Source organism: Agrobacterium sp. LY4 (assembly GCF_001526585.1).
Classification (GTDB): Bacteria; Pseudomonadota; Alphaproteobacteria; order Rhizobiales; family Rhizobiaceae; genus Agrobacterium; species Agrobacterium leguminum.
On record NZ_ASYA01000001.1, the window covers coordinates 255,659 to 277,962 of the forward strand.

Below are 22,304 nucleotides of genomic sequence, written 5' to 3' on the forward strand. Positions count from 1 at the left end.
TCTCCTGCGTCTGCCGGCCATGGTCTTAAAGCTTCCAGCCGGAATGCAGGGCGGCGATGCCGCCGGTGTAATTGGTATAGGTGACGCGGGAGAAGCCGGCGGTGCGGATCATCGTCGCGAAATCCTCCTGATTGGGGAATTTGCGGATCGATTCGACCAGATATTGATAGGGCTCGGCGTCACCCGTGATCATCTTGCCGAATTGCGGAATGGCGTTGAACGACCAGGCGTCGTAAACGCGGTCAAGCAACGGCATTTCGACCTCGGAAAATTCCAGCACCAGCAGCCGCCCGCCCCGCTTCAGCACGCGATGGGCTTCCTTCAGCGCGACGTCGATGCGCGGAACGTTGCGGATGCCGAACGCGATCGTATAGGCGTCGAAACTGTTTGCCTCGAAAGGCAGTTCCTCGGCATTGGCCTCCACGAAGGTCAGATTGTCGGAAAGCTTCTTTTTTGCCGCGCGTTCTTCGCCGACGGCCAGCATCGAGCCGTTGATATCGAGAACGGTGGCATGCGCCAGACGGTTGGAGGCTTCGATGATGCGGAAGGCGATATCGCCGGTGCCGCCTGCAACATCCAGAACCTTGTAGGTCGCGTCCTTGCGCGGCGAAAGCGAAGAGACCATGGCGTCTTTCCACAGCCGGTGCAGGCCGGCCGACATCACATCGTTCATGATGTCGTAGCGTTTGGCCACCTTGTGGAAGACTTCGTTGACCAACCCCTGCTTTTTGCCTTCGTCCACCTTGTGGAAGCCATAGGACGTTTCCATGCCGCCTTGGGCAGTGGTACGGGCGTCGGTCATCGTCTGTCTCCATATTTATTGCGTGGCGGACCATAGCGGAAACGCCATGGCAACGCTATCTGTTGCCGCATCGCCTGGGCGCGACATTTCGCGTGCACTGTATAGACCACATGGTCCTAACGATAAACTGTCGGATAAGCCAGATGCCAGAATTGCCAGAAGTCGAAACCGTCAGACGCGGCCTTGCGCCCGCCATGGAAGGCGCAAGGGTCCGCAGGCTCCATCTCGGCCGCCCCGATTTGCGCTTTCCATTCCCGCAGGATTTCGCAGCGCTTATCGAAGGCAAGACGATCCTGTCGCTCGGGCGCAGGGCGAAATATCTTCTGATCGAACTGGAGGATGGGCTGACCATCGTTTCTCACCTCGGCATGTCCGGCTCGTTCCGCATCGAGGCGGAAGCGGGCGAGACCGGCGATGCACCCGGCGTGTTTCACCATGCCCGTTCCAAAGACGGCAAGCATGACCATGTCGTCTTTCATCTGGATAAAGGAGAAGAGCGCGTCTGCGTCATCTATAATGATCCGCGCCGCTTCGGCTTTATGCATCTGGTAGAGCGCAACAGGCTCGACCTTTATCCTGCCTTTGCCGAGCTAGGCCCGGAGCCGACAGGCAATGCGCTGAGCGCGGATTATCTGGCGAGCCGGTTTGAAGGTAAAAGCCAGCCCCTGAAAAGCACGCTGCTGGACCAGAAGGTCATTGCCGGTCTCGGCAATATCTATGTCTGCGAGGCGCTGTGGCGCGCGCATCTTTCGCCTTTGCGGGCGGCGGGAACGCTGGTGACGAAAGGTGGCAAGCCCAAAGCGCAGCTCGTCGATCTGACGGAGAAAATCCGCGACGTGATCGCCGACGCCATCGCCGCCGGCGGTTCCTCATTGCGAGACCATATACAGACGGACGGAACGCTCGGTTATTTCCAGCATTCCTTTTCGGTCTACGATCAGGAAGGCCAGCCTTGCCGGACACCCGGCTGCGGGGGTACGGTTGAAAGGGTGGTGCAGGCCGGTCGTTCGACCTTTTATTGCGCCGCCTGCCAGAAGTAACGGAGCCGGAGTACCGGAAGGGGAGATTGCCGTGGACTATGAAACGATACTGGTCGAGAAACGCGATGAGGTGGGTGTCATCACCCTCAACCGCCCCAAGGCGCTCAACGCTCTCAATTCGGTGCTTCTGAAAGAGCTGCGGCACATTCTATCTTCGTTTTCCGCCGATGATTCCATCGGTGCGATCATTATTACCGGTTCGGAAAAGGCATTTGCGGCAGGCGCCGATATCAAGGAAATGCAGGGGCTGGATTTCGTCGATGCCTATGTCGGCGATTTTCTCGGCGGCTGGGACGAGGTTGCGGCCACCCGCAAGCCGGTCATCGCCGCCGTATCCGGCTTTGCGCTGGGCGGCGGCTGCGAACTGGCGATGATGTGCGATTTCATCATCGCTTCGGACACGGCAAAATTCGGCCAGCCGGAAATCACCCTCGGCGTCATCCCTGGAATGGGCGGCTCGCAGCGGCTGACACGGGCAGTCGGCAAGGCGAAGGCCATGGATCTGGTTCTGACCGGGCGCATGATGGATGCCGCGGAGGCTGAGCGGGCCGGTCTCGTGTCGCGTGTCGTGCCGGCTGCAAATCTCATGGACGAGGCGGTGGAGGCGGCAACCCGCATCGCTTCCCTGTCGCGTGCTTCCGTTCTCATGGCCAAGGAAAGCGTCAATCGCTCCTTCGAGGTGCCGCTTGCGGAAGGACTGAGATATGAAAGACGATCCTTCCAGTCGCTCTTTGCGACAGTGGATCAGAAGGAGGGCATGGCCGCCTTCGTGGAAAAGCGCAAACCCGCTTTCCGGAATCGCTAAGGATTCGGAATATCGGCGCTTTTAAGCGTTTTGCGCGTTGACGGGCGTAAGCTTTAGCGGTATATGCCCGCCCACGGTTAAGGAAAGCCATCCGGCTTGTCCGAAATTACTCCCGCATTCTTGGGTTACGTGAGGTCTTCGAACGACCCGATCCTATGGTTGCGGAATTTGGTTTGAATTCGAAGAGAGGCATACATGGCCAATACAACTTCGGCGAAAAAGGCGACCCGCAAGATCGCTCGCCGTACCGCAGTCAACAAGGCTCGCCGTTCGCGCGTTCGCGGCTTCATCCGCAAGGTCGAGGAAGCCATCGCTTCCGGTGATCTCGCAGTCGCCACCGAAGCTCTGAAGGCAGCTCAGCCCGAGATCCAGCGCGCCGCCACCCGTGGCGTTCTGCACGGCAACACCGCATCCCGCAAGGTGTCGCGTCTCGCACAGCGCGTTAAGGCTCTTTCTGCCTAATCCGGCTAATCACAAATAATTATTCAAAAAGCCTGGTCTTTTGACCGGGCTTTTTGTGATTCTAACTGCCCGTTAACCATTGCTGCCGTAACGTGACAAACGCGTGTCAGATGGACGACAGGAAATTTATAATAAAAACAACAGCTTGCTGGAGGTCTCTGGAAAACTCGGGGGCTTTCTCTACGGAAGTCGCGGCTAGTTTTGAGTCAAGAAGATTTTTATTTTTTTGCCAAAATCAGCTCTCAAAAATTGCCAAAATTGAATCTCATTGATTCATAAGCGATTCTGCTTCGCACCTCGTCGGTGATGCAAAACGGCCTTTGCGAGTCAATGGCCGATCTGAGTTTTTGCAGAAAAAACGCCATTGATCTCTCCCCACGATCCTGCCTAAATGCATTTCAACAAGGGGTGCGGATCTCAGTCCACAGATTATCTCGATGATCGTATCGACGATATTCACCTTCTTGCTGGCGGGTCTTTCGGGGTCCGTTTTTTCAGGTCATGGAGCTTTTTGTGCCGTTTCGGTCTCCGGAACGGGCGGGAGTTTTTTGTCCTCAAGAATGCGCCTTAAGGTTGTAACGAAAGGAGCGTTTTAGCGTGTCGCAGGCCTCTCCATGAGGGGGAGGGAAATGGGATAACCGGCTCGCAAACGAGTAGTCGCCTTTGACGTTCTTTCGAGGGGAACGCTGGAGGCAAAAATATACGAGGGGGATCTCTGGCGATCGATCTTTGATCGTCAGGCTATGATTGGCAATTTGAAAGGCGGCAATATGCAATTGAATTTGGCGATGGGTGCGGTGGCTGATGGGGACCGCGCACCAAAGACGCGTGATGCAGCTTGCTCAGATGCGGCAGGGGACAAATCGGCAATGACGCACGATGCGCTGTTTGAACGTTTTAGCGCGCGGCTCAAGGCACAGGTTGGTCCGGAGGTCTATGCAAGCTGGTTTGCACGGCTCAAACTCCATTCCGTTTCGAAAAGCGTCGTCCGTTTTACCGTTCCGACGACCTTTCTGAAGTCCTGGATCAACAACCGTTACATGGATCTGATCACGAACCTCGTCCAGAGCGAGGATCCGGATGTGCTGAAGGTGGAGATTCTGGTCCGCTCGGCCAGCCGCCCGGTCCGTCCGGCTCAGACCGAGGAAAGGGCGCAGCCCGTTCCGGAAGTCGGCGCGGTTCAGCGTAACAAGTCCTTCATTCCGTCGCAGCCCGCGACGCCTGCCGCACAGCCTGCGGCTTCGCAGGCGACCCTGCGTCAGGGCGGTTCCGGGCCTTTGTTCGGTTCGCCGCTCGACACACGTTTCACCTTCGATACCTTTGTCGAAGGCTCGTCCAACCGTGTCGCGCTCGCGGCGGCAAAGACGATCGCCGAAGCCGGTGCCGGCGCCGTGCGCTTCAACCCGCTCTTCATCCATGCGGGTGTCGGCCTCGGCAAGACACATCTTCTGCAGGCAATCGCCAATGCCGCCATCGACAGCCCGCGCAATCCGCGCGTGGTCTATCTGACGGCCGAATATTTCATGTGGCGTTTCGCCACTGCGATCCGCGACAATGACGCGCTGACGCTGAAGGACACGCTGCGCAACATCGACCTGCTCGTCATCGACGACATGCAGTTCCTGCAGGGCAAGATGATCCAGCACGAATTCTGCCATCTGCTCAACATGCTGCTCGACAGCGCCAAGCAGGTCGTGGTCGCGGCTGACCGTGCGCCGTGGGAGCTGGAATCGCTCGATCCGCGTGTCCGTTCCCGTCTTCAGGGCGGCATGGCTATCGAGATCGAAGGTCCCGACTACGACATGCGCTATGAAATGCTCAACCGCCGCCTCGGCTCGGCACGTCAGGACGATCCGTCCTTCGAGATTTCGGATGAAATCCTGACCCATGTGGCCAAGAGCGTGACGGCAAGCGGACGCGAACTGGAAGGCGCCTTCAACCAGCTGATGTTCCGTCGCTCCTTCGAGCCGAACCTCTCGGTTGATCGTGTCGATGAGCTGCTGTCGCATCTCGTCGGGACGGGTGAGGCCAAGCGTGTACGCATCGAGGATATTCAGCGCATCGTCGCCAAGCACTATAATGTGTCGCGACAGGAGCTGGTGTCCAACCGCCGCACCCGCGTCATCGTCAAGCCACGCCAGATCGCCATGTATCTGGCCAAGATGCTGACGCCGCGGTCTTTCCCCGAGATCGGTCGCCGTTTCGGCGGTCGCGATCACACGACGGTTCTGCATGCCGTGCGCAAGATCGAGGAACTAATTTCCGGCGACACCAAGCTCGGCCATGAGGTTGAGCTGTTGAAACGCCTGATCAACGAAAACAACGCATAAAAAAGCGGCCTTCGGGCCGCTTTTTTATTGTCGTCTTGTCTATCGGGCTAAAGCTGGGTGGAGGCCGGCGTCAGCAGGCGAGATCGGCCACCACCGCGTCCAGAATAAGCATGCCGGACGGCGTGCAGCGCAGGCGGGAATTGCCGAGCCTCTCCACGAAACCGTGCTGGAGGAGGAACTCCTCCTTCTCCGGGTCGAGATCGCGGCCGGAAAGGTCGCTCCAGCGGGCGAGATCGATGCCTTCGCGTAGGCGAAGTCCCATCAGCAGCAATTCGTCGGCCTGCTCATCGACGCCGAGCAGCTCCTGATCGATCATGCCATGGCCTTCCCGCTCAACGGTTTCGAGCCAGTTTTCCGGGTGGCGCTCGGTGGCGGTTGCGAGCTTGGAAGCGCCTCTCGTCAGGCGTCCATGCGCGCCGGGGCCGATGCCGGCATAATCGCCATAACGCCAGTAGGTCAGGTTGTGGCGGCTTTCAGCGCCGGGCCGGGCATGGTTGGAAACCTCATAGGCCGGCATGCCGTAACGCTCGGTGATTTCCTGCGTCGCCTCATAAAGCACGGCCGAATGTTCGCCATCCGGCACGATGAGCTTGCCGGCCTTGTGCAGCCCATAGAAGGGCGTGCCTTCCTCGATGGTCAGCTGATAGAGCGACAGATGGTCGACCGCGTAGGAGACAGCCTCTTTCAGCTCGGCGTCCCATTCGGCCACCGTCTGGTTCGGGCGCGCATAGATGAGATCGAAGGACATGCGCGGAAAAATCTCCCGCGCCAGCCGGATGGCCTTCAAGGCATCGGCAACATCATGCAGGCGGCCAAGGAACTTCAGGTCGCGGTCGTTCAGCGCCTGCACGCCGAGCGAGACACGGTTGACGCCCGCCGCGCGGTAACCGCGAAAACGTTCCGCCTCGACGCTGGAAGGGTTGGCTTCCATGGTGATCTCGATACCATCCGGCACATGCCAGAAGCGCGAGACACATCGAGAAGTGCTGCGACCGTCTGCGGATCCATCAACGATGGCGTGCCGCCGCCCATGAAAATGCTGGTCACGACGCGCGGGCCGCTCAGCGTCCGCATATGTTCCATTTCACGGAGAAAGGCCGCCGTAAACCGTTCCTGATCCACCGGCCGGTGACGGACATGGCTATTGAAATCGCAATAGGGACATTTGGCCGCACAGAAGGGCCAATGCAGATAGATCCCGAAACCGGGATCGCCCGTATCCGGCAGAAGCGACGCGCCGGGGGCAGAAAGTTGATGCTCCCCGACCATCGGGTTCATGCCTCCAGGCAGGTTTCTACGAATTTTTTAAACGCCCGGGCACGGTGGGAAAGCGCGAAGGCGTCGCCATGTTTCCAGCCGTGTTTTTCATCCGCGCTCATCTCACCGAATGTGGTGTCGTATCCTTCCGGTTTGAAGACCGGATCGTAACCGAAACCGCTCGTTCCGCGCGGCGGCCACACCACCGTGCCTTCCACCTCGCCGCGGAAATATTCGAGATGCCCATCCGGCCAGGCGAGGCACAGCACGCTGACGAAGCGGCCGGTGCGGTCTTCCGGCTTCGATGCGCCTCGCTCGGCCAGCGCATCTTCGACCTTCTGCATCGCCATGGCGAAGTCGCGGGTGCCATCGGCCGTTTCCGCCCAATTGGCGGTATAGACACCCGGCGCACCATCCAGCGCATCGATGACCAGACCGGAATCGTCGGACAAAGCCGGAAGGCCGGATGCCTTCGCGGAGGCAAGCGCCTTGATGGCGGCATTTTCCTCGAAGGTCGTACCCGTCTCATCCGGCTCTTCGAAATTCAGCTCCGCCGCCGATTTGGCGGAAAAGCCGAAAGGCCCGATCAGATCGGCGATTTCGGCGATCTTGCCCTTGTTATGGCTGGCGACGACGATCGTTCTGGTATCGAGCTTGCGCATGGTGCTTTCCTGTCGGCTCAGGCAATCGCCTGTTTCTGAAGGGCGACCAGTTCGCTGCAACCGGCCTTGGCAAGACCGAGCAGCGTCAGGAATTCTTCCTCGGAGAAGGGCGCGCCTTCCGCCGTGCCCTGAACCTCGACGATGCCGCCGGAGCCGGTGATGACGAAATTTGCATCGGTCTCGGCGGAAGAATCCTCGAGATAATCGAGATCGATCACCGGCTGGTTGGCGAAGATGCCGCAGGAGATCGCGGCGATATGGTCCTTCAGAACCTTCTCGACCTTGATCATGTTACGGGTTTCCATCCATTTCAGGCAATCGTGGAGCGCAATCCATGCGCCGGTGATGGAGGCGGTGCGAGTGCCGCCATCGGCCTGGATCACGTCGCAGTCGATGCTGATCTGGCGCTCACCCAGCGCCTGCAGATCGACGACGGCGCGCAGCGAACGGCCGATGAGGCGCTGGATTTCCTGCGTGCGGCCGCCCTGCTTGCCGGAAGCGGCTTCGCGCTTCATGCGCTCATGGGTGGAGCGCGGCAGCATGCCATATTCGGCGGTGACCCAGCCCTTGCCGCTGTTGCGCAGCCACGGCGGCGTCTTTTCTTCAAGGCTTGCGGTGACGAGCACATGCGTGTCGCCGAATTTCACGAGACAGGAACCTTCGGCATGTTTCGAGAAATTGCGCTCGAAGGAAACCTTGCGCATCTGGTCGGTTTTTCTGCCTGAAGGCCGCATATGATCCACTCTCCATGTTGGTCCCTGCCTTCTAAGGCGAGGTCCGGGCTTTTGCAAAGCCAATTTCCATTTTGCCCCGGCGTTGCAACGCATTATATTGATGCGAGCTGGTTTGAACGACAAAGAACGGACGAAATGGGTTTTTCCGCACCGCTATCAAAAGATCAGGCATCGCTGCTGGATGAACGGTCTCGGGAAATTTTCCGGCGCATCGTCGAAGGTTATCTCGATACGGGCGAGCCGCTCGGATCGCGCAGCCTGTCGCGGCTGTTGCCGATGTCGCTTTCACCCGCCTCCGTCCGCAATGTCATGAGCGATCTCGAAGAGCTCGGCCTCATCTATTCGCCGCATATCAGCGCCGGTCGCCTGCCGACCCAGACGGGGCTGCGCTTCTTTGTTGATGCCTTCATGCAGGTGGGTGATCTGCCCGCCGAGGAAAGGGCGACTATCGACCGTCAGATCGGGCCGGTCGCCGGCCACGAGCAATCGCTGGAAGGGCTTTTGACGGAGGCGAGCCGCATGCTGTCCGGCATGTCGCGCGGCGCGGGCCTTGTATTGACGGCGAAGAACGACGTCATCCTCAAGCATGTCGAATTCATAAGGCTGGAACCCACCAAGGCGCTCGCCGTGCTGGTGGGCGACCACAATCAGGTCGAAAACCGCATCATCGAATTGCCGGCCGGCATTTCCTCATCGCAATTGACCGAAGCGGCGAATTTCATCAATGCCCATCTCTCCGGTCAGACGCTGCATGAGTTGCGCGGTCAGTTCCAGACGCAGCGGGCGGAACTGCAATCGGAACTCGGCATATTGGCGCAGGACCTCGTGGAGCGCGGTCTGGCGGTATGGGCGGGAGACAATGAGGAGGGCAAGCTCGGTCGTCTCATCGTTCGCGGTCGCTCCAACCTGCTCGAAGGTCTCGCCGGCGAGGAAGATATCGATCGGGTGCGCCTGCTGTTCGACGATCTGGAACGCAAGGAAAATCTCATCGAAATCCTCAATCTCGCGGAAAGCGGCTCGGGGGTCAGGATTTTCATCGGCTCAGAAAACAAGCTGTTTTCCCTCTCCGGTTCGTCGCTGATCGTCGCGCCCTATCGCGATGAGGACAATCGTGTCGTGGGTGCGGTCGGCGTCATTGGCCCGACCCGGCTGAATTACGCCCGTATCGTGCCGATGGTGGACTACACGGCGCAGATCATGGCCCGTCTTTCCCGCAAGCAGAGATAGGACACACTCGCAAGGTCAGGGAATGCGGCAAGCTTTTCGCCGCAAGCCTTGATTTTTGCCCGTCAAAGCTCGATATCGGGCGCAACCAACATATTCAAATCTGGAGAACGTCATGACCGACGATACAAAAAAGCCCGGACCTGACGCGGACGTCGCGGAAGAGTTTGTCGATCTTGCTCAGGCAGGTGAAGAACAGGCCGAAACGGCAGAGCCCGATCCGGTGGAGCTGCTCAAGGCTGAGAACGCCGATCTGCGCGATAAATTTCTGCGCCTTGCCGCCGAGATGGACAATCTTCGCCGCCGCACCGAGCGTGATGTCAAGGACGCCAAGGCCTATTCGCTGGCTGCCTTTGCACGCGACATGCTTGCCGTTTCGGATAATCTTCGCCGCGCGTTGGAAGCCATTCCCGATGAACTCAAGACCAATGGCGAAGCCGGTCTCAATGGTTTGATCGAAGGCGTCGAGATGACGGAACGTTCGATGCTGTCGACGCTGGAACGCCACGGCGTGAAGAAGATCGATGCCGAGGGCCAGAAGTTCGACCCGAACTTCCATCAGGCCATGTTCGAAATTCCAAATCCGGCAGTTCCGAACAATACCGTGCTGCAGGTGGTTCAGGCCGGTTTCACCATCGGCGATCGCGTCCTGCGTCCTGCCATGGTCGGCGTCGCCAAAGGCGGCCCGAAGGCGGAAGTTGCCTCATCGGCCGAGCCGGGCACCTCGTCTCTCAACGAAAAGGACGCGTAAGGCATCTATCCTTACGTCATAAAAAACGCGCCTTCAGGGCGCGTTTTTTATTGCCGTTAAACTGAGGGAGTTAGCCCGCGATCAGGCCGCCGTCGCCTGCTCCTGATTGAGGAAAGCGTAGATTGCCGTGTCGGAATCGGTGGCGCGCAGCTTGGCGACCAGTTCAGGGTCGCGCAGTGCGCGTGCAATTCTGGACAACGCCTTCAGGTGATCCGCGCCGGCGCCCTCGGGCGCGAGCAGCAGGAAAACCAGATCGACGGGCTGGTCGTCCAGCGCTTCGAAATCGACCGGTGTTTCAAGGCGTGCGAAGACGCCGGTGATCTGATGGATGCTGTTGAGCTTGCCATGCGGAATGGCGATGCCATGGCCCACACCGGTGGAGCCGAGTTTCTCACGCTGGAGGATGACGTCGAAAACTTCCCGTTCCGAGACTCCGGTAATTCTGGCTGCCTTTGCGGCCAGCTCCTGAAGCAACTGCTTTTTGGAATTCACCTTGAGGGCGGGAATAATCGCATCTTGTTGCAGCAAATCTGCCAACGCCATTCTCTTTTTCCTTCATGCCATCGAGACGATGCAGGAGGCAGATGCGCTTTCGCGCTCTGCCTCCCACGTCTTGTCAGACTGTTCAGCTCTTGATCGTTTCCGCGTCGATCCAGCCAATATTGCCGTCATGACGCCGGTAAACGATGTTGAGATATTCCTTGCCCGGGCTGCGGAACAGCAGAACGGGTTCGTCCGTCATGTCGAGCGCCATCACGGCGCTGGCGACGGACATTGTCTTAATCTGTTTCGAACTCTCTGCCACAATGGTGGGTGCGTAATCCTCAGGAACCTCGTGGTCCTCATCGGGAATAGCATCCATCACCGTATAGGCGATTTCCTGCGACACGCCATTCGCACCATTGTGGTGGTCCTTAAGCTTGCGCTTGTAGCGGCGCAGGCGCTTCTCGATCCGCTCTGCGGCGGCATCGAAGCTGGCCTGCGGATCATTTGCCTGACCCGCCGCATGCAATACAACGCCGGTATCGAGATGCAGCTTGCAGTCGGCGGCAAAACGCGATCCGGACTTCTCCACGGTCACCTGGCCTGAATACCCCCCATCGAAGTATTTGGTAACCGCCAGACCTATATTGTCCTCGATCCGCTGACGGAAAGATTCACCGATCTCCATATGTTTACCAGATACACGCACACTCATGGAAATTTTCCTTTTTGTAGTGATTTGCGAGTACCAGCTTACGTCAAGCCGCGCGCGCATCCAAGCGTTTCGAAGACCTTAAAAAGCCCTCATTCGAATTTTACGCCCATGGACGGTGGAGATGAATCCGTTACAAATGACCTTGCTTACGTGTGCGGCGGGCTTCTAGCCCTTGCCGTGACAAGAGTCAATGGTGCGGCAAAAAACCGCCATAAACGTGATCGCGGCCGCCGCTCAGAAGGCGGAAAGCTTGGCCATCGCCTTCTTTTCCCGACGCCTTTGCACGGAAGAGGGAATGTTCATCGCCTCGCGATATTTCGCGACCGTGCGGCGGGCGATATCGATGCCGTTCTTTTTCAGATTATCGACAATATCGTCATCGGAAAGGACAGCCTCTGCCGCCTCCTGCGCTATCATGGCCTTGATGCGATGACGCACCGCTTCGGCCGAATGGCTGTCACCGCCCTCCACGGCGCTGATTGAAACGCTGAAGAAATATTTCAGCTCGAACAGACCGCGCGGCGTCAGCATGTATTTTTTCGATGTCACCCGGCTGACGGTGGATTCGTGCATCTTGATGGCGTCTGCCACCGTCTTGAGGTTCAGCGGGCGCAGATGATCCACGCCATTGACGAGAAAGGCGTCCTGCTGGCGCACGATTTCCGTCGCGACCTTCATGATTGTCCGGGCGCGCTGATCGAGGCTGCGGGTCAGCCAATGTGCCGTCTGCATGCACTCAGTCAGAAAATCCTGATCCTCGCCTGCACGTGCCTTATGTTTCGACACCTCGGCGAAATAACTCTGGTTGATGAGCACGCGCGGCAGGGTCTCGGGATTGATTTCCACCAGCCAGCCGCCGGTGGAGGAGGGACGAACGATAATGTCGGGAACGATGGTCTCCGAAACCATCGAATCGTAACCCGCGCCGGGGCGGGGATTGAGCGTGCGGATTTCCGCCAGCATGTCGAGGAGGTCTTCCTCATCGACGCCGCAGATTTTTTTAAGGGAGGCGAAGTCGCGTTTCGCCAGAAGTTCCAGATTGTCGATGAAAGCCCGCATGGCCGGGTCGAGCCGGTCCTTCTGGGCAAGCTGGATCGCCAGACATTCGCTTAAGGAACGGGAAAATACACCCGGTGGATCGAAGCCCTGAAGCGTCTTTAGAACGTGCTCGACCGCTGACGGGGCCGCGCCCAGCCGTTCGGCGACGTCGTCGACGGCATCCGCCGCAATATAGCCGGTCTCGTCAAGCTGGCCGATCAGCGCATCGGCGATCATCCGGTCCTCGGCGGCGGATATGGCGAGCGGCAGTTGTTGATTGAGATGGTCGCTGAGGCTCTGTCTGGCCGCGACGAAATCATCGAGATCGTAACTTTCCCCCGACTCCTGGCCGGGCATGGATTTCCATTGGCCAGCCAGTTCAGGCGCATCGGCCTTTCTGGGCTCGGCATCGTCGGGAAAGACGTTTTCGAAGCTGGTATCCAGTTGCTCGCCGAGATTTGCGGCGCGGTCGCCATACCAGTCGTCGCTGTCGGGCGTCACCGTGGCGGATCTCTCCGAGCCTTCGCCGTCCGCGTCGCCGAAACTTTCCGTCTCTGCCGGGGCATCGCTGCTCAAATCGCCATCGTTTGCCGCAATTTCCAGCAGCGGATTGCGCTCCACCTCCTGCGCGATGAACTGCGTCAGCTCGAAATGCGTCATCTGAAGCAGCTGGATGGACTGCATCAGTTGCGGTGTCATCACGAGAGACTGGTTTTGACGCAGCAAAAGGCTGGCAGACAATGCCATGGTGGACGCGAAACTCCCCTTACAGCTTCTCCGTCGCCTGATTTTCCAGAAATTTTACTGAGACGACGGAACTTGGCCCAAAAATTGCTTTTTTATCTTGTTTGGTCAAGCGTCAGGGCGGGGCGCGATGAAGAATCTTTCGCGCGCCGATCATGATGATTTTAGGTCGAAACGACCTGAAATCTTAAATCATGATCTAGATCATATAATTAGAGCGGGATTTCAAGCGAAAACCGCACACACTTTTCGCTATCCCGCTCTAGGCGTTTAAAGGCTAAAATTATTGCCGAGATAGAGACGGCGTACATCCGGATTGTTGACGATATCGTCCGGACGTCCATGCGTCAGCACCTCGCCGGCATGGATGATGTATGCGCGGTCAATGAGACCGAGCGTTTCACGGACATTGTGGTCGGTCACGAGAACGCCGATCCCGCGCGCTGTCAGGTGTCTCACCAGATTCTGGATATCGCTGACCGAAATCGGATCGACGCCCGCGAAAGGTTCGTCGAGCAGCATGAAGGTCGGATCGGTCGCGAGTGCCCGCGCGATTTCCAGACGCCGCCGCTCGCCACCCGAAAGCGCCACGGCAGGCGACTTTCGCAGTTGCGCGATATGAAACTCTTCCAGCAACTCATCGAGCTTGCGGTTGCGCTTGGCAGCGTCCGGCTCATGCACTTCCAGCACGGCGCGGATGTTTTCCTCGACCGTCAATCCCCGGAAGATCGATGCTTCCTGCGGCAGATAACCGACGCCGAGACGGGCGCGTCGATACATCGGCATGGTGGTGACATCATTGCCGTTGATGGCGATCTTGCCGGTATCCACGGGCACCAGGCCCGTGATCATGTAAAAACAGGTGGTTTTGCCCGCACCGTTCGGGCCGAGCAGTCCCACGGCCTCGCCACGGCGCACGACCAGCGAAACCCCGTTGACGACACGGCGCGTATTATAGGTCTTCGTCAGGCCATGCGCGATCAGCGTGCCCTGATAGGGGGTCTTGTCCGCCGGCGAGGCCGCGTCCGCGGATCGGCTGCGCCCGCCGCTGAATATCTTTGAGATCGAGGGTATCTTCACGAGGAAAGACTACTGTTTTTTCTGCGATTTCGGATCGAGCATGATCCGGACAGGGCCGCCGCAGCTTTCCAGCTTGGCCTGTCCCGTATTCATCAGAACGGTGAGCTTGCAGCCGGTGAACACATTCGTGCCCTCCGAAAGCACGACCTGCTTGCCGGTCAGAATGAAGGTCTGCGCCGCCATGTCGAATTCGCCGTGATCGGCCGTCGCCTTCTGGGTCTCGGACGTCAGATAGACATTATTGTCGACGAAGATTTTTTCGATATTGGCATCGCCGCTGGTGAGCGAAGAACCCTCGCCCTTGTAATTCACGGTCATCTTGCCGGCCTGAAGGGTGGTCGTTCCCTGCACCACTTTCACATTGCCGGTGAAATAGGCCTTGCGCTCCTGATCGCGAATCTCGAGCTGATCGCTTTCAATCGCGATCGGCTGGTCGCCGGAGAGCTTGACGCCCTGCATGTTGCTGGTGGTGTTCTGGGCGAAAGCCACAGTTGCAAGACACGAAAAAACAAGACCTGCGGCTGCAAGGCCGGCGGATTTGCCAAGGGAAACGGGACGGGAAATTTGCATCATCTGGACCGGGCTCTCACTTGCCTTCATTCTTGATATTGGATGCAGCGATACGTGCCCGTACCTGCCCCGAAAATGTAATTGTCTTGCCATTATCGGCGATGTCAATCGATTGCGCAACAATCGAGCCGTCGTTTGTTTTGATCGAAACCGGCTCCTGGCTGCTCATTTTCCCGGCCTTCAGATCGACATCCGCAGACTGGAACTTCGCTTGTATGCCATTGCTGAGATTGATGTCAAAAGGGGCGGTCATCTTCAGCTTGTTGGTCGCCCGGTCGAAAATGCCTTCCTGGGCGATCACCTGCGCGACGCTGTCGTTTACCGGCACTGCCGCCAGAACCTTCTCAAGCGTCATGAGATTGGGGTTGGCGATGTCCTGCAACGCACGGTCGGCGTTCATGGAATAATCGATCCCCTTCTCGTTGCGGCCGGCAACAGCGGGTTTTTCCATCACGATCTTGCCGTCTTCAATTCGTGCGCTCTCAAGAGAGACCTCGTCGGGCGCCCAGGTTCGGATAACCGAAACGGCGATGAAGGCGAACGAAATGATTGCCGCGCCGAGCGGCAGAATGATTTTCAGCCGCTTCACGCGCGCAGAATGCCGCAGCGCGGTGTCATAGGCGCCGTTCTGGTCATTGGGCAGCGAAAATGCTGGCGCGGGTTCGCGGAGTCTTTCGAGCATAAGAGTGGGTCCGGAATGCTTCTAGGGCGCCATTCTGGCGCACAATCGAAGCTTGTGTCTCTATCTAAATGTCTTTGGCATGAGTGCTTTGTCCTGCCAATATGGTTTTTGTCTGGAGAGGTGCAAGGGAAATGCGAATTTTATCGTAATTCTGGTTTCCTTATTGTTTCCTTGCGGCTTCGCGTTAGAAGAACCATATGGCCTGAAGCGCAAAAGCGGATGACAGAGGTTTTTATGGACAATATGGCGATAGCGGATCGCAGGCGGTTGCGCCGCAAGCTGACTTTCTGGCGGATTGCCGCCGTTCTCCTGCTTGTCGCCGGTGCTTTCGGTCTCTACCGGTTTTTATGGGATGGACCGCAGCAAAGTGCGAAACCCCATATTGCCCGCGTCGAGGTCTCCGGCCTGATCACCGACAATACCGAACTTCTCGAGCGGCTCGACAAGATCGCCAAGAGCGAGAATGTCAAAGGGCTGATCGTGTCGATTTCCTCGCCAGGCGGCACCACCTATGGCGGTGAGCGCATCTTCAAGGCCATTCGAGGCGTGGCGGAAAAGAAGCCGGTTGTCTCGGATGTGCGCACGCTCGCCGCTTCCGCAGGTTATATGATCGCATCGGCAGGCGATGTCATCGTCGCTGGCGAGACCTCGATCACCGGCTCGATCGGCGTGATCTTCCAATACCCCCAGCTTGGCCAGTTGATGGAAAAGCTCGGCGTTTCGTTGCAGGAAATCAAGTCGTCGCCGATGAAGGCGGAGCCTTCGCCTTTCCATGAGGCGCCGGAGGAAGCGAAGACGATGATCCGTGCCATGGTGATGGACAGCTATGGCTGGTTCGTCGATCTTGTGGCCGATCGCCGCAAGTTGCCGCGCGAGGACGTGCTGAAACTGGCGGATGGATCGATTTTCACCGGCAGGCAGGCGCTCGCCAACAAGCTGGTCGATACTCTGGGCGGCGAAAAGGAAATTCGCAGCTATTTCGAAACGCGCGGTGTTGCCAAGGATTTGCCGATCGTCGAATGGCGCGCGCCGTCGTCCCGTTCGCCTTTTGCGGTTTTCAGTGTTGCGCAAATAGCGAAGTTTCTGGGATATGACGATTTAATTCCCTTCGCAGGCCCCGGCCAGCTCGGTACGGACAAGTTGTTTCTTGACGGTCTTGTTTCCGTTTGGCAGGTTGAGCCGCGTTAAAAATCCAATTCTTTCAGGGGGCAACCGTGATCAAGTCTGAACTGGTGCAGATCGTTGCTGCGCGTAACCCGCACCTTTATCACCGTGACGTGGAAAACATCGTCAATGCGGTGCTGGATGAAATCACCGACGCCCTGGCGGCAGGAAATCGTGTCGAGCTTCGTGGTTTCGGCGCATTTTCGGTGAAAAACCGTCCATCGCGTTCCGGTCGGAACCCGCGCACGGGTGAGTCGGTTTTTGTCGAGGAAAAATGGGTGCCTTTCTTCAAGACGGGCAAGGAACTGCGCGAGCGCCTGAACCCCGGCATGGGTGACGAAGAGGACGATTGATCGTCCTCACTGCCCGCGCCGGAAACGGAGCCGGCGAAATGCCGGCCGCGATGGAGTATTGTCGGATGTCGAAAAAAATCATCAACCTCATCATCCTGCTTCCGCTGGCGATCATCCTCGTCATCCTGTGCGTGGCCAATCGTCAATCCGTGACGCTGGCGCTCAATCCGTTCCGACCGGAAGATGGCGTTCTGTCCTTCACCGCGCCGTTTTTCGTATTCCTGTTTCTGGCGGTCATTTTCGGTGTGCTGCTGGGATCGGCGGCCACATGGTTCGCCCAGGGCAAACATCGCAAACGCGCCCGTATCGAGGCGAAGGAAGCCGTTCGCTGGCATGATGAGGCGAACCGGCAAAAAGCCGCTGCCACAGGCCATCTTCCAAATGCCGGACAACTCCCGGCAAAGTGATGTAGCCGACATTCGTTCCGGCTCCCGGTCGTGATGACTTTAGGCCGGAATGGCCTAAAGTCATCACGACCTAAATCGAAGAACTAGGGCGAGATTTCAGACGAAAACCGCTTACACTTTTCGCCATCCCGCCCTAGGCGAGCGGCGCGTGGAATGCTATTTGCTGCGCCATAAGACGCGGGCAGAAGCGGAAAGATTTCCATTGAAGAAAAAAGACAGCCGGCCGGGCAATCGTGCACGTGCCGGGAGCGAGAAAAAACAGGTTCATGCCGCAAAGCCGGCACGGCGGGCGGAAGTGGCACCGAAAAAGCGCGAGCCGGACGCAGTCCGCAGCGTGCCAAAACCCGCGCCGAGGGAAAAGGTTACGCCGGCGGCAGCCGTTGAGCAGGTGCCCGCGCGGCCGCTCAAGCCTCGCACCGGCGAACGTCCCGCAGAGCAGGTTCCGGTCATTCTGGAATCGAGCGGCGCGGGCGATTTTCACCTGATCGACAGCGGCAACGGCCTGAAGCTTGAACAATACGGCGAATACCGCGTCGTCCGTCCCGAGGCGCAGGCGCTGTGGCAACCGTCGGTTCCCGACCGCGTATGGCAGAATGCCGACGCCATTTTCACGGGTGATACCGATGAGGACGGCATGGGCCGCTGGCGTTTTCCAAAGGCGGCGCTTGGCGAAACCTGGCCACTATCCCTGCTCGGGGTCGATTTTCTTGGCCGTTTCACCGCTTTCCGTCACGTTGGTGTCTTTCCGGAACAGATCGTCCATTGGGAATGGCTGAAAAACGCCGTCGAGACCGCCGACCGGCCGCTGAAAGTGCTGAACCTGTTCGGTTATACCGGCGTTGCTTCGCTGGTCGCGGCTGCTGCGGGCGCCGAAGTTACCCATGTCGATGCTTCCAAGAAAGCGATTGGCTGGGCCAAGGAAAATCAGGCGCTTGCCGGGCTCGAACAGGCACCGATCCGCTGGATTTGCGAAGACGCGATGAAATTCATCCAGCGTGAGGAACGTCGCGGCAGCACCTATGATATCATCCTCACCGACCCGCCGAAATTCGGCCGTGGCACCCATGGTGAAGTCTGGCAATTGTTCGACCATCTGCCGCTGATGCTGGATATCTGCCGGGAAATCCTGTCGCCCAAGGCGCTCGGCCTTGTGCTGACGGCCTATTCCATCAGGGCCAGCTTCTATTCGATGCATGAGCTGATGCGTGAAACCATGCGCGGCGCCGGTGGCGTCGTCGCGTCCGGCGAACTCGTCATTCGCGAAGCCGGGCTTGACGGCAAGACGCCGGGTCGTGTGCTTTCCACATCGCTGTTCAGCCGCTGGGAGCCGAAATGATGAAAGATATGCGCGAAAACACCACGCGCCGGGTTGGCCAGGTCAAGGAAGTGACCAGCCTTGCCAATCCCATCATCAAGGATATCAAGGCGCTCACCCAGAAAAAGGGCAGGGAAGAGACCGGCACCTTCATGGCGGAAGGCCTGAAGCTGGTCATCGACGCGCTCGAACTCGGCTGGACGATCAAGACGCTGGTTTATGCCAAGGCCGCCAAGGGCAAGCCGCTGGTGGAGCAGGCGGCGGTGAAGACGGTCGCATCGGGCGGTCTGGTGCTCGAAGTCAGCGAAAAGGTTATCGCCTCGATCACCCGCCGCGACAATCCGCAGATGGTCGTCGGCATTTTCGAACAGAAATGGAAGCCGCTGAAGGATATCCGCCCGGAAAAGGGCGAGACCTATATCGCGCTCGACCGGGTCCGCGATCCCGGCAATCTCGGCACCATCATCCGCACCGCGGATGCGGCGGGTGCTTCGGGCGTCATTCTCGTCGGCGACTGCACCGATCCGTTTTCGCTGGAAACGGTGCGCGCCACCATGGGTTCGGTCTTCGCCACGCCCGTCGCCCGCGCTTCGGTCGAGGAATTCCTGTCCTGGAAAAAATCGGCGCAGGTCAGCGTCGTCGCCACCCATCTCGCCGGCTCGGTGGATTATCGAAAGATCGACTATGCCGGAAAGCCGGTCGTGCTCCTGATGGGCAATGAGCAATCCGGCCTGCCGCCGGAACTCGCCGGCAAGGCCGACCAGCTCGCGCGCATTCCCCAGCAGGGCCGCGCCGACAGCCTCAATCTCGCCATCGCAACTGCCGTCATGCTGTTTGAGGCGCGGCGACATTTCCTCGAACTCGCACCGGTGACGTAATGGCCAAAGCGGCTTTGTTCTCGAAATTCGGCCCGGCTTTCGCTCTGATCGTCGCCGCACTGGTGCTGGACCAGATCGTCAAGCAGCTGGTCGAAGCCTATCTGCCGCTGCAGGAGATGGTTCCCGTTGCCCCGTTCCTGGCGCTTTATCGCACCTACAATCTCGGCGTGGCCTTTTCGATGCTGGAGGATATGCACGGCTGGTTCATCGTCAGCATGCGGCTCGTCATCGTGGTCTTCGTCTTGTGGCTGTGGCGCAAGACGGCGGCGGACCGCACCTTTGCCCATCTCGGTTTCGCCTTCATCATCGCGGGTGCTGCCGGCAATCTGCTCGACCGTTTTTTTTATGGACATGTCATCGACTATATCCTGTTTCATACGCAGACATGGTCCTTCGCGGTCTTCAATCTGGCTGACAGTTTCATAACCATCGGCGCAGCCTGCGTCATTCTCGACGAGTTTTTGCACGCCCGGACGGCTAAAAAGTAAAATTTTAGGGTTTCAGCCAAACATATCAAAACCGCTGCCGTGGTAGCGGTTGCCTATGAGCGAACTGGCAAGACTTCGGCAAAAAGTTTCAGATGAGCTGGGCCTGGCCGCCACGGCGGCGCAGCCGGCGGATCGTGTCGAGGCAACAACGCGCCATGCGGATGAAGAACATGCGACCGATACCAGGTCGATTGCGCTCTATGTCGCCGCGTCGTTATCGGTCGGGGCTTTTTCCGCAGCCCTGATCGCGCTTGCTGTGCCCTATGCGGTTACAGTTGCGCTGGCGACCTTCTTTGGCGCCGTGCTCGTCGGTGTCCTGCTCTATGCGCTCTTTGATGAATCTTTCCATCAGCCCACTGCGCGGGCTGCGGATTCCGATCTTAGGCTGCGGCAAACGCAAAACCGCTCGCTGATTGCCGAGATGCAGGAATTCATGGGCGATATCGTCGTGATCCGCGACATGAACCGGCGCATTGTCGAAGCGAACCGGGTCTTTCGCGAAATGACCGGCTGTGCGGCGCCCGAAGGGCTGAGCTGCGAGGAAATCGGCATCGCTTTCCGTCCGGGCGACAAGGTCCATGCCTATGATGTGGAGATCGCGACCCCGTTCGGTCAGCGCATCTTTTCCTGGCATGATGTCGTGACCCGCGATCTGGCAAGCAGCCGTCTCCTCATCAGTAGCATCGCCAGAGACGTGACCGAGGAGCGGCTTGCGCTCGGCGAGCGCGAGGACGCCCGCCTGCGTGCCGAAAAGGCCGATGCCGAAAAGGCGAGGCTGCTTGCCACCGTAAGTCATGAAATCCGCCTGCCGCTTTCCGGCATGCTCGGCATGAACCATCTTCTGTCGCAGACGAGGCTCAACGAGGAGCAGCGAAATTATCTCGATGGCATGCGGCAATCTGGCCAGTCGCTGGTGCAGCTTGTCGAGGATCTGCTGGATTATTCGACCATGGAGGCCGGCCGCTTCAGGCTCAACCCGCGCGCGGAAAACCTACGCCGGCTGATCGAGAGCATCGTCGAGATGCTGGCCCATCGCGCCCATGAAAAAGGCATAGAAATTACCTCCTTCGTTGCGCCGAATGTGCCCGATCATCTCGATTTCGACCCGGCGAGGCTACGTCAGGTCCTCTTCAATCTCCTCGGCAATGCCGTGAAATTCACGCAGGAAGGCGGCGTCGTCATCCGGGCGCGCATGGCCGACGACGAATTGCATATTGCCGTTGAGGATACCGGCCCGGGCATGAGTCGGGCGGAACAGGCCCGTATTTTCGGGGAATTCGAACAGGCGGGCCCGTTGTCGCAGCGAAGCGCCGGCACCGGCCTTGGACTTGCGATTTCCGCCCGTATCGTGCGGGAATTCGGCGGCCGCCTCACGGTTTCGAGCCGCAAGGGCAAGGGCAGCACTTTCAAACTGGCGTTTCGCCCGGCGGGCGCCCCTGCCGAAATGGCGGATCCGGCAAGGCGTCATTGCCTGGGGCATACAAATGTCCTGCTCATCGCACCAAAGGGCGTGGCGGCGGCGGTGACGATGGAGGCGATCGAGGCTTTCGGTGGTCAATGCACTCTCATCCATCAGCCTGAGGATCTGGAAAAGCTGAGGAAGAGTTCTGCCGCACGGGCGGCCGACCTTACCGATATCATCGTCGACCGGCGCATTTCGCCGCTGTTCAGGGACGTCCTGAAGGATTGGCCGCAACAGAATGTCCGCCGCACGCTGCTGGTCAGCCCCGAAGAGCGGCCGTCGACCATGCATGTGGCCTTCGACGCCTGGTTGATCCGGCCATTACGGGAAAAATCCCTGATCGACGTCCTGTGCGGCCGTCTGCGCGGCATTGAGAGGCGCGACGCCATCAACGACAACCACCCGGATGTGGGATTTTCCTCGCGGGTGGCGGAAGGGGCGAGCGGTATCGAGATACTCGTGGCCGAAGACGATGCCGTCAATCAGCGCATCATCCGCGCCGTTCTGGAAAAAAGCGGCTACATCGTCCGCGCTGTCGAGGATTTTGAGGCGTTGCGGCTTTCTGTGGAGCCGGGCGCATCCCGCTTGCCTGACCTCATCGTCTCCGATCTCAACATGCCGGGCGGTGAGGGGCTCGATGTGCTTCCCGACCTTCTCCATATGCTGAAGGGCGAAAGAAATATTCCCGTCATCGTGCTCAGCGCAGATGCGAGTGACGCGACCGCCGAAATCCTGCTTGGGGCCGGTGTCGGTGCGGTTTTGAGCAAGCCTGCCGACCCGCGACGGCTGGTTGAGGAAATTCGTCGTCTGCTGGAGGCGAAACGCCTGTCGCTATCATAACTTGACAGACTCGCGCTG

22 protein-coding genes and 1 pseudogene are annotated in these 22,304 nt (G+C 58.7%); 13 read left to right on the forward strand and 10 right to left on the reverse strand.

Annotation, left to right across the window (positions count from 1 at the left end):
* Positions 1–25 precede the first annotated feature (25 nt).
* Positions 26–802 (reverse strand): bifunctional demethylmenaquinone methyltransferase/2-methoxy-6-polyprenyl-1,4-benzoquinol methylase UbiE, encoded by a 777-nt coding sequence (ubiE, locus tag L904_RS01280; RefSeq protein ID WP_035264076.1) that lies wholly within the window; start codon positions 800–802, stop codon positions 26–28.
* A 143-nt stretch (positions 803–945) separates the two neighbouring features.
* On the opposite strand from ubiE, the gene mutM reads away from it, so the two are divergent.
* From mutM to dnaA, 4 genes are all read left to right on the forward strand, one after another.
* On the forward strand, positions 946–1,842 hold the full coding sequence (mutM, locus tag L904_RS01285) for a bifunctional DNA-formamidopyrimidine glycosylase/DNA-(apurinic or apyrimidinic site) lyase (protein WP_035264073.1): 897 nt from the start codon (positions 946–948) through the stop codon (positions 1,840–1,842).
* A gap of 31 nt (positions 1,843–1,873) precedes the next feature.
* Entirely contained in the window at positions 1,874–2,647 is a 774-nt protein-coding gene (locus L904_RS01290) for an enoyl-CoA hydratase (protein WP_003520092.1), read from the forward strand.
* A gap of 195 nt (positions 2,648–2,842) precedes the next feature.
* Positions 2,843–3,109 carry a 30S ribosomal protein S20 gene (gene rpsT / locus L904_RS01295; protein WP_003493474.1) on the forward strand — a complete coding sequence of 89 codons (267 nt, stop codon included), beginning with the start codon at positions 2,843–2,845 and terminating at the stop codon, positions 3,107–3,109.
* Between the two features lie 869 nt (positions 3,110–3,978).
* Positions 3,979–5,439 carry a chromosomal replication initiator protein DnaA gene (gene dnaA, locus L904_RS01300; RefSeq protein ID WP_003520091.1) on the forward strand — a complete coding sequence of 487 codons (1,461 nt, stop codon included), beginning with the start codon at positions 3,979–3,981 and terminating at the stop codon, positions 5,437–5,439.
* Between the two features lie 70 nt (positions 5,440–5,509).
* Here dnaA and hemW read toward each other — a convergent pair.
* The 3 genes and pseudogenes from hemW to rph form a co-directional block, all read right to left on the reverse strand.
* A pseudogene (gene hemW / locus L904_RS01305) lies at positions 5,510–6,708 on the reverse strand (radical SAM family heme chaperone HemW).
* Between the two features lie 5 nt (positions 6,709–6,713).
* Positions 6,714–7,358: an RdgB/HAM1 family non-canonical purine NTP pyrophosphatase gene (gene rdgB, locus L904_RS01310; RefSeq protein WP_003520089.1), complete on the reverse strand. Its 645-nt coding sequence runs from the start codon at positions 7,356–7,358 to the stop codon at positions 6,714–6,716.
* Positions 7,359–7,375: 17 nt separating this feature from the next.
* Positions 7,376–8,092 carry a ribonuclease PH gene (rph, locus tag L904_RS01315; RefSeq protein WP_003503798.1) on the reverse strand — a complete coding sequence of 239 codons (717 nt, stop codon included), beginning with the start codon at positions 8,090–8,092 and terminating at the stop codon, positions 7,376–7,378.
* Between the two features lie 135 nt (positions 8,093–8,227).
* Here rph and hrcA point away from each other — a divergent pair, with 135 nt between their 5' ends.
* Positions 8,228–9,319: a heat-inducible transcriptional repressor HrcA gene (gene hrcA / locus L904_RS01320; protein WP_020811203.1), complete on the forward strand. Its 1,092-nt coding sequence runs from the start codon at positions 8,228–8,230 to the stop codon at positions 9,317–9,319.
* Between the two features lie 112 nt (positions 9,320–9,431).
* A complete protein-coding gene (grpE, locus tag L904_RS01325) occupies positions 9,432–10,067 on the forward strand; it encodes a nucleotide exchange factor GrpE (RefSeq protein ID WP_035259966.1) in 636 nt (211 codons plus the stop codon).
* An 81-nt stretch (positions 10,068–10,148) separates the two neighbouring features.
* Here the strand turns inward: grpE and ptsN are convergent, their stop codons facing one another.
* From ptsN to lptC, 6 genes are all read right to left on the reverse strand, one after another.
* Positions 10,149–10,610 (reverse strand): PTS IIA-like nitrogen regulatory protein PtsN, encoded by a 462-nt coding sequence (gene ptsN / locus L904_RS01330; protein WP_003503792.1) that lies wholly within the window; start codon positions 10,608–10,610, stop codon positions 10,149–10,151.
* A gap of 82 nt (positions 10,611–10,692) precedes the next feature.
* Positions 10,693–11,265 (reverse strand): ribosome hibernation-promoting factor, HPF/YfiA family, encoded by a 573-nt coding sequence (gene hpf / locus L904_RS01335; protein WP_003520085.1) that lies wholly within the window; start codon positions 11,263–11,265, stop codon positions 10,693–10,695.
* 234 nt (positions 11,266–11,499) lie between these two features.
* Positions 11,500–13,050: an RNA polymerase factor sigma-54 gene (rpoN, locus tag L904_RS01340; protein ID WP_020811787.1), complete on the reverse strand. Its 1,551-nt coding sequence runs from the start codon at positions 13,048–13,050 to the stop codon at positions 11,500–11,502.
* 267 nt (positions 13,051–13,317) lie between these two features.
* Complete coding sequence (lptB, locus tag L904_RS01345; RefSeq protein WP_020811788.1) at positions 13,318–14,127, reverse strand: LPS export ABC transporter ATP-binding protein; 810 nt, start codon at positions 14,125–14,127, stop codon at positions 13,318–13,320.
* Positions 14,128–14,136: 9 nt separating this feature from the next.
* Positions 14,137–14,700, reverse strand: coding sequence for an LptA/OstA family protein (locus L904_RS01350; RefSeq protein ID WP_003503784.1), 564 nt, complete (start codon positions 14,698–14,700; stop codon positions 14,137–14,139).
* 13 nt (positions 14,701–14,713) lie between these two features.
* On the reverse strand, positions 14,714–15,379 hold the full coding sequence (lptC, locus tag L904_RS01355; RefSeq protein WP_003520082.1) for an LPS export ABC transporter periplasmic protein LptC: 666 nt from the start codon (positions 15,377–15,379) through the stop codon (positions 14,714–14,716).
* A gap of 234 nt (positions 15,380–15,613) precedes the next feature.
* On the opposite strand from lptC, the gene sppA reads away from it, so the two are divergent.
* The 7 genes from sppA to L904_RS01390 all read left to right on the forward strand — a co-directional run bounded on the left by sppA (position 15,614) and on the right by L904_RS01390 (position 22,286).
* Positions 15,614–16,567 carry a signal peptide peptidase SppA gene (gene sppA, locus L904_RS01360; protein ID WP_035259534.1) on the forward strand — a complete coding sequence of 318 codons (954 nt, stop codon included), beginning with the start codon at positions 15,614–15,616 and terminating at the stop codon, positions 16,565–16,567.
* A gap of 2 nt (positions 16,568–16,569) precedes the next feature.
* Complete coding sequence (locus L904_RS01365) at positions 16,570–16,896, forward strand: integration host factor subunit beta (protein ID WP_219256707.1); 327 nt, start codon at positions 16,570–16,572, stop codon at positions 16,894–16,896.
* A 65-nt stretch (positions 16,897–16,961) separates the two neighbouring features.
* Positions 16,962–17,303, forward strand: coding sequence for a LapA family protein (locus L904_RS01370; protein WP_003520079.1), 342 nt, complete (start codon positions 16,962–16,964; stop codon positions 17,301–17,303).
* A gap of 202 nt (positions 17,304–17,505) precedes the next feature.
* Positions 17,506–18,639: a class I SAM-dependent methyltransferase gene (locus L904_RS01375; protein ID WP_059762455.1), complete on the forward strand. Its 1,134-nt coding sequence runs from the start codon at positions 17,506–17,508 to the stop codon at positions 18,637–18,639.
* Positions 18,636–19,496 (forward strand): RNA methyltransferase, encoded by an 861-nt coding sequence (locus L904_RS01380; protein ID WP_035259956.1) that lies wholly within the window; start codon positions 18,636–18,638, stop codon positions 19,494–19,496. Before L904_RS01375 ends, L904_RS01380 begins: the two co-directional genes overlap by 4 nt.
* Positions 19,496–19,984 carry a signal peptidase II gene (gene lspA / locus L904_RS01385; RefSeq protein WP_003520075.1) on the forward strand — a complete coding sequence of 163 codons (489 nt, stop codon included), beginning with the start codon at positions 19,496–19,498 and terminating at the stop codon, positions 19,982–19,984. Before L904_RS01380 ends, lspA begins: the two co-directional genes overlap by 1 nt.
* 55 nt (positions 19,985–20,039) lie before the next feature.
* Positions 20,040–22,286, forward strand: coding sequence for a hybrid sensor histidine kinase/response regulator (locus L904_RS01390; RefSeq protein WP_035259958.1), 2,247 nt, complete (start codon positions 20,040–20,042; stop codon positions 22,284–22,286).
* Positions 22,287–22,304 lie beyond the last annotated feature (18 nt).